General features: G+C 37.9%; 10 protein-coding genes. 6 read left to right on the forward strand and 4 right to left on the reverse strand.

Features of this window, described 5'->3' with window-relative positions; translation table 11 throughout:
- The first annotated feature begins 23 nt into the window (after nucleotides 1-23).
- The 6 genes from H6F62_RS18220 to H6F62_RS18245 all read left to right on the forward strand — a co-directional run bounded on the left by H6F62_RS18220 (nucleotide 24) and on the right by H6F62_RS18245 (nucleotide 6524).
- Nucleotides 24-3011 (forward strand): UPF0182 family protein, encoded by a 2988-nt coding sequence (locus H6F62_RS18220; protein WP_242026072.1) that lies wholly within the window; start codon nucleotides 24-26, stop codon nucleotides 3009-3011.
- Nucleotides 3012-3079: 68 nt separating this feature from the next.
- Entirely contained in the window at nucleotides 3080-3400 is a 321-nt protein-coding gene (locus H6F62_RS18225) for a muconolactone Delta-isomerase family protein (RefSeq protein WP_137908951.1), read from the forward strand.
- Between the two features lie 498 nt (nucleotides 3401-3898).
- Nucleotides 3899-4273, forward strand: a complete 375-nt coding sequence (locus H6F62_RS18230; RefSeq protein ID WP_137908952.1) for a hypothetical protein — start codon at nucleotides 3899-3901, stop codon at nucleotides 4271-4273.
- 625 nt (nucleotides 4274-4898) lie between these two features.
- Nucleotides 4899-5552 carry a uracil phosphoribosyltransferase gene (gene upp / locus H6F62_RS18235; protein WP_190372644.1) on the forward strand — a complete coding sequence of 218 codons (654 nt, stop codon included), beginning with the start codon at nucleotides 4899-4901 and terminating at the stop codon, nucleotides 5550-5552.
- Between the two features lie 75 nt (nucleotides 5553-5627).
- Nucleotides 5628-5951 carry a hypothetical protein gene (locus H6F62_RS18240; protein ID WP_137908955.1) on the forward strand — a complete coding sequence of 108 codons (324 nt, stop codon included), beginning with the start codon at nucleotides 5628-5630 and terminating at the stop codon, nucleotides 5949-5951.
- Between the two features lie 294 nt (nucleotides 5952-6245).
- Nucleotides 6246-6524 carry a YggT family protein gene (locus H6F62_RS18245; RefSeq protein WP_190372645.1) on the forward strand — a complete coding sequence of 93 codons (279 nt, stop codon included), beginning with the start codon at nucleotides 6246-6248 and terminating at the stop codon, nucleotides 6522-6524.
- 86 nt (nucleotides 6525-6610) lie between these two features.
- Here the strand turns inward: H6F62_RS18245 and H6F62_RS18250 are convergent, their stop codons facing one another.
- From H6F62_RS18250 to H6F62_RS18265, 4 genes are all read right to left on the reverse strand, one after another.
- Entirely contained in the window at nucleotides 6611-7042 is a 432-nt protein-coding gene (locus H6F62_RS18250) for a hypothetical protein (RefSeq protein WP_137908958.1), read from the reverse strand.
- Nucleotides 7043-7216: 174 nt separating this feature from the next.
- A complete protein-coding gene (gene argJ / locus H6F62_RS18255; protein WP_190372646.1) occupies nucleotides 7217-8458 on the reverse strand; it encodes a bifunctional ornithine acetyltransferase/N-acetylglutamate synthase in 1242 nt (413 codons plus the stop codon).
- A 428-nt stretch (nucleotides 8459-8886) separates the two neighbouring features.
- Entirely contained in the window at nucleotides 8887-10368 is a 1482-nt protein-coding gene (gene gatB, locus H6F62_RS18260; protein ID WP_190372647.1) for an Asp-tRNA(Asn)/Glu-tRNA(Gln) amidotransferase subunit GatB, read from the reverse strand.
- Between the two features lie 185 nt (nucleotides 10369-10553).
- Nucleotides 10554-12522, reverse strand: a 1969-nt coding sequence (locus H6F62_RS18265; RefSeq protein WP_190372648.1) for a Calx-beta domain-containing protein, incomplete at its 5' end; no start/stop codon positions are given.

A 12522-nucleotide genomic window follows, 5' to 3' on the forward strand; every position in this document is an offset into this window, starting at 1 on the left:
TTAGTAATCACATTTAATAACCAATGATTAATACTAAAATAATGTTTAAATTTGGGAAATGGTGGGTTAAAGTTTTTATATTATTCTTGGGGTTGTGGTTATTTTTGAAAATAGCTGCTGATTTAGGTGCGGAATTATTTTGGTTTCAGGAAGTTGGTTATATAGAAGTATTTTCCCTAAAATTGTTAACTCAGGGTGGTTTATGGCTGTTTATTGTCAGTTTGAGTGTTGTTTATTTATGGGGAAATCTAATTTTAGCTCAAAAATTACAATCTAGTCAAAATCATAATTATATTCCAGAGACAGAAATCAACATTAGTCGAAAATTAACCACTTTTCTCAGTCCCCATTATAGCAAAAATGAGCAAAATTTGCCATTAACTAATAATAGCAATCAAATCAAATTGCAGTGGTTGTTACCGCTGACATTAGGATTAAGTTTGTTAGTTTGTTTAATATTAGCATATTATGGAGAAATTGCTCTGGCTTATGGGACTGGAAAAGTCAGTGAATCAAATTTATCAGCACCAATTGTATTTAAAATAGAGACGATTTGGGAGTTGGGAAAAAAGATCATTTCTCAAAATTGGTATTTAGGAATAGTTGGGGGATTATCTATTGCTTTATTAATTTATAGCAAATTTCTGCTCCGAGCGATCGCAGTGATTTTAAGTTTGAGTTTTGGGGAGATAATTGCTGAAAATTGGGCAAAATTTCTGTTATTTTTTCACCCTGTTTCCTTCAACAGTTCTGAACCATTATTCAAGCAAGATATAAGTTTTTATATTTTCTCTCTTCCCATTTGGGAAATGTTAGAACTTTGGTTAATAGGATTATCTTTATATGGATTGATTAGCGTTATTCTCACTTATTTATTATCAGCAAATAGCCTCAGTCAAGGTATTTTCAGAGGATTTTCCGCACCACAAAAACGCCATTTATTAGGCTTATCTGGCTGTTTAATGTTAGTAGCTGGTTTAAATTATTGGCTGAATCGTTATCAACTGCTTTATTCTGATAATGGAGTCAGCTATGGTGCTAGTTATACCGATATTAAAGCCCAATTACCAGCAGATACAATATTATATTTTTTATCAATAGCTATAGCTTTTTATTTATTATACTTAACTGGATTTTCGAGAAAAAAATCTTCACATCATCCTTGGATAAACTATAGTATATATATGTATCTAACTTTGATAATTACAGGTAACTTCATTTTACCTATGACCGTGCAAAATTTCATTGTTGAACCGAATGAATTACAAAGAGAAAAACCTTATATAGAGCGAAATATCGCGCTGACTCGTCAAGCTTTTAATTTAGATATCGTTGATTCTCAAATATTTAACCCCATAGGAAAACTCACAGCAGAGGATATTAAAGCCAATAATTTAACAATGAGAAATATTCGTCTTTGGGACCAAGAACCATTATTAAAAACTAACCGTCAATTACAACAAATTCGACCTTATTATCAATTTCCTGATGCTGATATTGATAGATATTTAATCAAAAGTAACCCAAAAAAAGACAATCTAGAAAAACAACAGGTATTAATTGCGGCCAGAGAATTGAATTATGAAAATGTCCCTCCCCAAGCGCAAACATGGGTAAATAAAAATATGATTTATACCCATGGTTATGGTTTTACCATGAGTCCTGTAAATACCGTTGCTGCGGGTGGACTACCAGAGTATTTTGTTAAAGATATTAGTCAGAAAGGGAGCGCGTTAAATACTTCTAGTATAGATATTCGTCAAAGTATTCCCATTGATAAACCCAGAATTTATTATGGAGAAATTACTAATACTCACGTCATGACTGGGACAAAAGTTAAAGAATTAGATTATCCCAGCGGTAGTGATAATGTTTATAATACCTACGATGGATTAGGAGGAATAAATATCAATTCTCTATGGAAAAAATGGCTATTTTCTATATATTTAAAAGATTGGAGAATGATATTTACACAAGATTTTTTACCAGAAACTAAAGTATTATTTCGACGAAATATTAATCAAAGGATTCGCACCATTGCTCCTTTTTTAAAGTTCGATAGTGATCCTTATTTAGTTGTAACTGATGCTTATACAGACAATAAAAATCAACAGTTTCCTGGGAGAGAAAACTATCTTTATTGGATAGTTGATGCTTACACAATCAGCGATCATTATCCCTACTCTGACACAGGTAAGGAAGGGATCAACTATATTCGTAATTCCGTCAAAGTCGTAATTGACGCTTACAATGGTACAGTGAGATTTTACATTGCTGATTCCTTAGATCCAATCATTACAGCATGGTCAAAAATATTTCCTCAAATGTTCCAAAACATTAACAATTTACCTGTTAATCTCCATAGTCATCTACGTTATCCAGTAGATTATTTTAAAATTCAATCAGAACGCTTAATGATCTATCACATGACAGATCCTCAAGTGTTTTATAATAGAGAAGATCAATGGCAAATTCCCAATGAAATCTATGGAAGCGAAACCCGTCAAGTTGAACCCTATTATTTAATTACCAGTCTCCCCAATCTTCCCTTTGAAGAATTTATTTTATTACTTCCTTACACACCCAAACAACGGACAAATTTAATTGCTTGGTTAGCAGCACGTTCCGACGGTGAAAATTACGGTAAACTACTATTATATAACTTTCCCAAAGAACGCTTAATTTATGGACAGGAACAAATTGAAGCCAGAATTAATCAAGATCCGGTTATTTCCCAACAAATTTCCTTATGGAATCAACAAGGTTCTAGGGTAATTCAAGGTAATCTTTTAGTAATTCCCATTGAACAATCTTTATTATATGTTGAACCAATTTATTTAGAAGCTACACAGAATAGTTTACCCACTTTAGTCAGAGTCATTGTAGCCTATGAAAACCGCATCGTTATGGCACAAACTTTAGAACAAGCACTATCAGGAATCTTTCAACCAGAACTACCACCTCCACCCCCTATTATTCGTCCCGTTAAAGAAGAAATTACCCCAGGTTAAACTCAGAACTACATCCATTTTAGTTTAAACTATTAAAGTCCTCACAAAAAAGGGTTGAAACGGTAAATATGCTCTACCATTTGGATTTTCAGGTTGAATACCCCGATAACATGAGCCAACAAGAATTGTTTGCTATATGGAGTGAAGAAGCAGAAACAGCAGTCCAAGCTAAACAAGCTGGAATAATAGTTGATTTATGGAAATGTGTTGGTACTCGTCGTGTAATTGCGATTGTTGATGTTCCTAGTCCAGATACATTAGATCAAATTCTTCTAGATTTACCTATCATCAAAAAAAATGGGCAAAAAGTGCAAGTAGAAGTCACTCCTTTAAGGAAATATGAAGACTTTGCTGCTGATATTAAAGCTAGATTAGATCACAGGGAATAGGTAAGTATTGCTGACCTTAGACATCATCTGAAAATTAAATATGCGTTTTTTAGTAGAGATGTTCCATGAAATGTCTCTACTATTCTCTACTATTCTCTACTATTTTTACCGGAGATGTCTAATAATTGTATCCAGCGGTTAATTAATCTGGAAATCTATACAATTCTATCAAAAAAATCCAGTTTGAAACTCGACAGAGTTGACAACTACAACTTGAGATATATATTCAGATGATAAAAATCAACCCTATTGACAGAGATAACTAAATTTTTCTTTTGCTAAACCTATAATTGAAGGTTAAGTTTCACTCATGTCTAGATCAATCACATCAATCACTCACTCGGTTAGAAGCTGGAAATCAGAGGTTTCACAATCAACAATTAGTCCCAATTAAAACACAATTAAAACACAATTAAAACAGACTTGATCTTGGGGGGGGTTGCAAACCTGGTTCTGTGATTTTTGTCAAAGCCATTATAGCTCAATAGGGGAAATAAGATGTATATAAAGCAGGTATTGGAAAATAAACTTGCTCAAAATGCAGTTGAACAAGAAAAAATACAAGTTCAAGTACAATATCACAATATCCAAATACCAGATTTAGCACTATCTTTAGCTCCTCTGGGATTTATTTTTATTTGGGCTATTTTTCTCCTACTTTTTCATAAAATACGCAGCCATACTGATGATAAAATGTACTTAAATAGTAAGATCTTACAAAAAGTTCCCTGTAAAAAATGTCAATTTTTTGCCAATAACCACTATTTAAAATGTGCTGTCAAACCTGATACTGTTCTCACAGAAAAAGCTATGAATTGTGCTGAATACGCACCTAAAAAGGTCAGCTTCCCCCCTAAAAACCTATTTCACTAATATTTCACTAAAATTACCAGAATTACCCTCCTTTTCCTGCTCAAGAGTCAGGAGAGGGTGGGGTATTTTTGTCCCTGGGAAATTTGAAATTTGCTGTAAAAGTTATTTTGATTAATTGCTAAAAAATTAAGTCATATTTAAGGAATAATAATATAAACAATACACATAAATAACAATTCACGAGGATCTTTACATAGGGATTATAGCGGAAAAAAACGAGGAAAAGCTTGCTATGGCTTACTTTTCCCGTCTGCCGATTCTTTATAGAGAGAACACCTGATCACAATATAGCCTTAATTAAGAATATTTGTCAAGTAGTAATAAAAATATTTCTCAATAAAGTCTGACCTCACATCTTACACCTAGACCCGGTTGAACTGCTCAGTGGCCACCTGGGTAGGTTTCAAATTCTGATATTGGATTAGCCCGCGTAGTGTTAAATAGCAGTATGATAGTTTTCTAGAGACTTGCAAATAAAAAATATCCCAAAATTTCTTGTGGTGCAGGCCGAAAAGCCTGCTAATAATAAAAGGACGGGCAAGATGCCCATCCCACAAGATGGGAGCATCTTTTTTTGTGGAGTTATCTTAGTTCTTAATATAATAACGGGCTGCCTTTTTTCTTTATGACGCAACAACAACTGCGTATTTATGTCCCACCTCACCCCTTAATTCAGCACTGGTTGGGAGTTGCCCGTGATGTAGCTACGCCATCGGTATTATTTCGTTCTGCTATCACTGAGTTGGGCAGGTGGCTAACTTATGAAGCTACTAGGGAATGGTTGCCCACCCAAGAAACAATGGTCCAGAGTCCCCTAGCTGCCTGTCCAGCGACTTTTATTGACTCTCGCATACCGGTGGCTGTTGTGCCGATTTTGCGGGCTGGTTTGGGCTTATTAGAGGGATCTGCTGGTGTACTACCTTTGGCTTCAATTTATCATTTTGGTTTAGTACGCAATGAAGAAACCTTAGAACCTACTTGTTATTTGAATAAACTCCCCGAAAAATTTGACCCGGAAACCAGGGTATTAATTACCGAACCAATGTTAGCTACAGGAGGTTCTATAATGGCAGTAATGGCGGAATTAACCCAAAGAGGTGTTGATTCCTCTTTAACTCGGATTGTTTCTGTGGTTGCTGCACCTGTGGCTTTACAAAAGTTGGCTGCTGTCTATCCCGGTTTAACCATTTACACCGCTACTATTGACGAAACGGTTAATGATCAGGGATATATTGTACCAGGATTGGGAGATGCGGGCGATCGCATTTTTGGGACTTAAGCTAGGGTGCAGCTAAGGCTGGAAAATAGCTAAGGTACTTTCAAAGTTGCTTATTTTCTAAAAGGCGTTAAAAATATGAGTCAGCAAGATGGTTTTGGTAGTGGTTTTCTCCTGGGAACATTAATTGGTGGTGTGGTTGGGGGTGTTTTGGGTGCGGTGATTACCTCTAGATTAGACTTAACAGCAAACTCAGAAGAGGATAATGGGTTAACTGTTGGCGAAAATAATGAACCAGGGGCAAATAGAAAAAGACGAATGCGGGCTTCAGCTAATGAAAATTTAGAGATAGAAGCCACCAGGCGATCGCTTGAAGATAAAATCGCCCAACTTAATGCCACAATTGATGATGTGCGGCAGCAATTGGGAAATGTCAAGAGTATTAATATTGGCAATGAATAACCCGGTGTCAGAATCAGGTGGTTATCGAGCGACTTGTACTGAGCTTGCCGAAGTAAGTCGAAATAATGTCCGAGATTAAAGGATGAAGACAGAGATTGTATCACAAATTACCCATTACCAATTACCCATTACCAATTACCCATTACCCATTACCCATTACCCATTACCCATTACCCATTACCAGTAATTAGTAGTTATATTGTATATTGATTACAAGCCACACAATATGACTTGCACTAAATTAAAATCAATCATGAATCTATGTTTGACATTTAACAGGAAAGTCACCCGGCCATGAATTTACTCATTACAACCCTAGCCACTTTTGTCACTTTTTACAGCTATTTGCTGATTATTCGGGTCTTACTAACTTGGTTTCCCACTGTTGACTGGTCTAGTCAACCATTTGCGGCTTTAAGTCAAATTAGTGACCCATATTTAAATCTATTTCGTTCCATTATTCCTCCTTTGGGTGGTATGGATTTTTCTCCTATCCTAGCATTTCTGGCTTTAAACATAGTTGGTGATCTTCTGAATAATTTAGCCCGTATTACTTTAGTCACAGGGTTTTAAGGCACAGGTCACTTACTCAAGATAGTGAGGGTAATTCATAAATTACCTTCACTATATATAATCTAAAATATATCTATATCCAAAGATTACCTTCTGACCTTACCGCTGAAGCCAGCCGCTTTAAACTGTTTCAATTTCAATGGTAAAGGTTGATTACTAGGTACAGAAATTCTCAATTCAAAATCACTGACTCCTGGGGGAACTTCAGCTATGCCACCGAGACGAGTACGATTTTGTAGTATAGGATCATTATTTCTATCATAAATGCGCCCAAAAATGTCCGCATCATAGACGGTTTTATTTGTGCTGTTGTTAGCTTTACCTGTGACTATAAAACAAGTAGCAGAATTTGAACCGCTGCTAGTTACCACTCCAGTCGCTAGTTCTAAAGGACAATCATGGTAGGAAATATCAGATAATTTAATCTGTGTTAAAGCTAAAGCGGTGGGAGTCCCTATCCAGGAAAGTAACCCCATAAAACCAGCAATAACAATGAAGCGAATTGAGTTTAAACGCATAAAATACACCAGTGAAAATTTCTTAAATTTCTTAAATTTCTTAAATTTCTTAAATACTAGACTAATTTCAGGTGCGAGCAATGGCAGGACTTAAGCAACTGATATAATATTCTAACTGGTATTGAGGACTTTAGTCCTGTGTTCGAGATACTAGGAGCTAAAGCCACGATTTTTCTAAGTTGTATACTCAGCGTTAATCCTCACATAATCATAACTCAAATCACAACCCCAGGCTTTACCTGTACCATGACCATTTCCCACACCAACGGAAATTAACACCGTATCTGACTGTAAATACTCACCGTGAACCGCTGCTTTTAAATATGCACTCGCTGCGGCTTTATCAAAAGCTAAAGGTTGACCATTTTCAAAGAGTAAAATATCCCCTAATTTAATGGAGAGGTTGTCTTGTTCAAAAGGTACACCAGACCGCCCCGCAGCCGCCGCTATCCGTCCCCAATTCGGATCATGACCAAAAATGGCCGCTTTCACTAAAGACGAGCCAACAATGGTTTTGGCGATTTGTCGGGCTGATAATTCATCATAAGCACCCGTAACCTGTACCTCTATTAAACAAGTTGCACCTTCTCCATCACGGGCGATCGCTTTAGCTAAATGTTGACAGACATAAGTTAACATAGCTTCTAACTTCTCCGCTTCTGCACCCATTTCCGTAATTGCGGGAGTGCGAGATTCACCATTTGCTAAAGCGATTAAACAATCATTTGTACTCGTATCACCATCCACTGTGATCGAATTAAAACTTCTATCTGCTGCTCTAGTTAACATTTGTTGCCAAAGTGTAGAGGATACAGCAGCATCACAGGTAACAAAAGCTAACATTGTCGCCATATTGGGGTGAATCATTCCCGAACCCTTAGCAATACCACCGATACGCACGGGACGATCATGTATAATGGTTTCTAAAGCAATAGATTTTGTCACTAAATCTGTGGTAATAATTGCCCCTGCGGCTGCATCCGAACCTGTGTCGGAAAGCGCTGCGACTACCTTGGGTATACCATCCCGCAGGATATCCATTTTAATTCTTTGACCAATTACACCAGTGGAAGCTAATAAAATAGATTCCGGGTTAATATTTAATTCCTTCCCTAATAAATCAGCACTTTCTTGAGCGTCCTTAACTCCTTGTTCACCGGTTGCAGCGTTAGCTTGTCCCGCATTACAAAGGATAGCTCTAGCACTATGTTTCCCTTGTAACACTTGCCGACAATAATCTACACAAGCTGCTTTGACATGACTAGTAGTAAATACACCTGCGGCGATCGCTTCCACATCTGATACAATCAAAGCTAAATCTGGTAATCCCGAAGCCTTTAGTCCTGCTGTAATTCCCGCTGCTTTATATCCTCGTGCTGCTGTCACACCACCGGGAATTATTTGCCAATTTGCCATAATTTTGTCCACAATTATTATATTGCCTTTGTTATTAAAATACATTCTGCTGCTAGTTTGATATCAGCGTCCAGTATTTATGTCTATAAGTAATTTTATCTGTTGATGACAATTTTTTTCTCAAAAAATTTCCAACCAACGGACCATAAACCGACCCTAAAGACCATAAGTAATCACAAATTAGCAAATAAATCAAATCATTTATCTTGATCTGCGTTTATCTGCGTTCATTTGCGTTTAATTATCCTCAAAAATAAAAGAGAGCCATTTAATGGCTCTCTAAAATCATCAGGGTGCATCTACCTAGCACATTATATAATTCTAGCGCCAAGGGGTTAAACCCCTTTTTTTTATTTTACCAATAAAAAGAGAGCTAAATTAGCTCTCCCAATCATCAAGTTGCGTCTTGTTATCAGATAATAATTACCCTACATTGGACTATTGAGTTTTTCCTCTACTAATTGATTAGTCAGTTTCGGTTCTGCGCGTTTATCGGTTTTTTTCAGGACTTGTCCCACGAAAAAGCCTTTCAGGTTGGTATTACCTTTGCGGTATTTTTCTACCTGTTGAGCGTTAGTAGCAATGATTTCATCAATAATGGGTTCAAGAATGGTACGATCTGAGATGAGTTCTTGACCAGCAAAAGCCGTTTCTGGAGAAACACCATTTAATAAATCTGTGAGTTTTTCCTTAGCTTGGGCGTTACTGATTTTACCATTTTCAATGCGGGTAATTACATCAGCCAAATTAGTAGCAGTCAGTTTAATTTCTGATATAGTCAGTTTTTGTTTATTCAAGTAAGCCGCAATATCCTGAGTAATCCAGTTAGCTGCGGCCTTGGGATTTGCACCTAAAGCGATCGCCTTTTCAAAATAATCTGCGACTGGTTTATCCTCAGTTAAAACCCTAGTATCATAAGCCGAAAGTCCCCAATTATTCTCATAATCATGGCGTTTTTGGGCAGGTAGTTGGGGTAATTCATTTAACCATGTATCTAATTCTGTTTGAGTAACCTCAATGGGTGCTAAATCTGGTTCAGGGAAGTAACGATAATCACTAGAACCCTCCTTAACCCGCATACTGCTGGTGCGTTGTGAACCTTCTTCCCAGAGACGAGTTTCTTGAATAATTTTCTCTCCTGATTCAATAGCGGCTATTTGACGCTCAATTTCATAATCAATCGCTTTTTGAATCGCACTAAAGGAGTTCATATTCTTAATCTCTACTTTAGTACCAAATTTCTCTTGTCCCACAGGACGCACAGAAATATTCACATCACAACGCAGAGAACCTTCCTGCATATTACCATCACTAACACCAAGATAACGGACAATGCGCCGTAGTTCTTGGGCATATTCAGCCGCTTCTTGTCCCGTCCGCAAATCCGGTTCAGAAACAATTTCCACCAAAGGAACACCAGCGCGGTTATAATCTACAAGAGAGTAGGTAGAACCAGAAAGCCGTTCACTCCCTGCGTGAACAAGCTTACCCGCGTCCTCTTCCATGTGTAAGCGGGTGATACCAATGCGTTTACGTTTGGGGTTTCCTGTATCATCTACCAATTCAATTTCTATCCAACCATGTTCAGCTATGGGTAAATCATATTGGGAAATTTGGTAATTTTTAGGTAAATCAGGATAAAAATATTGTTTGCGATCGAATTTACTATACCGAGCGATTTGACAATTCAAAGCCAAACCGGTTTTAACAGCGTATTCGAGAACCTTAGCGTTAAGTACAGGTAAAACACCTGGTAAACCCATGCAAACTGGGTCAATGTTAGTATTAGGGTCAGCGCCAAAAGCAGTAGAACTGCTGGAGAAAATTTTAGTATTGGTACTGAGTTGACAATGGGTTTCTAAGCCAATAATTGCTTCATATTCAGTTTTAACGGGTGTGGCTGTGGTCATATCCAAGTTTTACAGTTTTTACTCTACAGTTTTTACTCTTTGGTACTATTTTAGCGGTTTTGTTTAGCGGTTTTGTGCCGACACGAATAGGATTTACGCCGCATATCCCATATTTTGCACTTCATTTTGTAATATAGCTTGAATTTTGCTATATGTTGGGAGATACAGCATTGCTGTATCCCAAATCAGGAAACTAAAGCAATCAAAATAAAATCGCTACTAGCAAGGGTAATATCAAGATTCCCTAAACGAGCAAACTCAAACACCGTTCCTGTACCCAAAATATTACCATCCTGATTATAAAATAAACTACCAGTGCTTTGACTATAAACAATCCGGGCATTACTAGCGTTGACCAATTCATCATCATTAACAACTGCGAAATCAGTTAGAGACTGTCCTAAAGTGTTAGTAATGGCATTGAAAGTTCCCAGACTGAGAGCAATTTTGTCCTGTCCGGCATCAAACTGAGTAATATAATCAACACCTAAACTGCTGCTAAATACCCCATTACCTTGGAAGCGATATTGATCATTACCGAGTCCTCCTGTGAGAATATCATCACCGAGTCCTCCCCACAAAATGTCATCTCCTCCTAGTCCTTGCAGTTGGTCATTTCCATCACCACCATTTAAGGTATTATTTAGAGCATTACCTGTGAGACGGTCATTTCCTGTACCACCTGTGGCATTTTCAATCACATTATTAGCAGAGAGAATCAGTTTAAGATTACTATTGACCGTTTGTGAAGTTGCAACACCCAAATTCACATTTACAGCAGCAGTCGTCCCCGTCAAGTCAAGATTATCAATACCCCCTGTGGTCGTTTCCGTAATTGTATCCGTTCCCAAGGGGCTGGAAGCTAGGAAACTATAGGTATCATTTCCATCAAGACCGATCAGGATATTGTTGGCGCTATTACCTTGGAGAACATTACCCCCGGCATTACCTGTACCGTTGATAGCTGCTGTTCCGGTTAAAGTCAAGTTTTCCACACCACTGGGCAGAGTAGTAGTCACAGAAGCACTGAGAGTATCGGTGATGGTTGTGGTAGCCGTTATTGCAGTGCCAGGGGTAGCATTGGTGGCGGTAGTCAAGTTGAGAGTAAAGGTTTCATTAGCTTCATTCAGAGAATCATTGAGAATGGGAATATTGATGACTTGACTGGTAACACCAGGGTCAAAGGTGAGAGTTCCGCTGGTGCTGGTATAGTCTAATCCTGCTATGGCTGTACCGTTAGCAGTGGCATATTGGACGGTAATAGTTTGGGTGCTAGTGCTGGAAAGAGTAACGGTATAAGTAACGTTTTGAGGGTTGGTATTACCTTCAACTATGGTCTGGTTAGCACTGAGGTTAAGATTAGGCAATAAGTCATCATTAGTAATAGTTCCTATGACGGCTGTGGTTGTCCCAATGGTGTAATCTGTTCCTGTTGCCAATGTTAAAGCCACAGTTTCATCACTTTCAACAATGGTATCGGCTGTGGGGTCTATGGTTAAAGTGGCTGTACTTGCACCCGCAGCAAAGGTAATTGTTTTACCTGTTCCGGGTGTTGCACCAGTGTAGTCGCTACTGTCGGCAGTCCCGGCAATGCTGTAATTGACGGTTAAAGCATTGGTGGTAATACTACCAGATCGGGTGAAGGTGTAAATTAGGTTGGTTGTACCGTCTTCACTAACGCTGGTGGGGGATACTGCTAAGGTAATGATGGGAAGAGTATAGCTAAAATAAGTTCCTGTGAGACTCAAACCTGTTTGATTTCGGACTATACCAATGAGTTCATCTAGTTCTGTTCCGGGTTTATTGATTAATATTTGAGTGTCCACACTGACAACAGCCAGGAGGTAATTACTGCTTGTTCCTTGCAGTTGAATAATATCTCCGATGTTGAAGTCGGTAATGTCGGCATAGTCGTTACTACCATTAGTTAGAGTATTGCCATCATCATAATAAACCTTGGTAGCATTTCCTAAGATAAAGCGATCGCTTCCTGCTCCACCTGTGAGGATATCTTTCTCTCCTAATCCGGGAGTAAGACTTGCTCCATTACCTGCATCAATAGTGTCATTACCATCACCCGCATTAATGCTATCGTTCCCATCTTCAGTATTAATGGTATCGTTCCCAGTACCTGCATTAATGCTATCATTCCCA

The sequence above is a fragment of the Anabaena sp. FACHB-1391 genome (genome assembly GCF_014696755.1).
Classification (GTDB): domain Bacteria; phylum Cyanobacteriota; class Cyanobacteriia; order Cyanobacteriales; family Nostocaceae; genus Dolichospermum; species Dolichospermum planctonicum.

Bases quoted from the DNA above. Each gene is read 5' to 3' on its own strand.
- H6F62_RS18220 (WP_242026072.1), top strand. From the start codon at position 24: ATGATTAATACTAAAATAATGTTTAAATTTGGGAAATGGTGGGTTAAA.
- H6F62_RS18225 (WP_137908951.1), top strand. From the start codon at position 3,080: ATGCTCTACCATTTGGATTTTCAGGTTGAATACCCCGATAACATGAGC.
- H6F62_RS18230 (WP_137908952.1), top strand. From the start codon at position 3,899: ATGTATATAAAGCAGGTATTGGAAAATAAACTTGCTCAAAATGCAGTT.
- upp (WP_190372644.1), top strand. From the start codon at position 4,899: ATGACGCAACAACAACTGCGTATTTATGTCCCACCTCACCCCTTAATT.
- H6F62_RS18240 (WP_137908955.1), top strand. From the start codon at position 5,628: ATGAGTCAGCAAGATGGTTTTGGTAGTGGTTTTCTCCTGGGAACATTA.
- H6F62_RS18245 (WP_190372645.1), top strand. From the start codon at position 6,246: ATGAATTTACTCATTACAACCCTAGCCACTTTTGTCACTTTTTACAGC.
- H6F62_RS18250 (WP_137908958.1), bottom strand. From the start codon at position 7,042: ATGCGTTTAAACTCAATTCGCTTCATTGTTATTGCTGGTTTTATGGGG.
- argJ (WP_190372646.1), bottom strand. From the start codon at position 8,458: ATGGCAAATTGGCAAATAATTCCCGGTGGTGTGACAGCAGCACGAGGA.
- gatB (WP_190372647.1), bottom strand. From the start codon at position 10,368: ATGACCACAGCCACACCCGTTAAAACTGAATATGAAGCAATTATTGGC.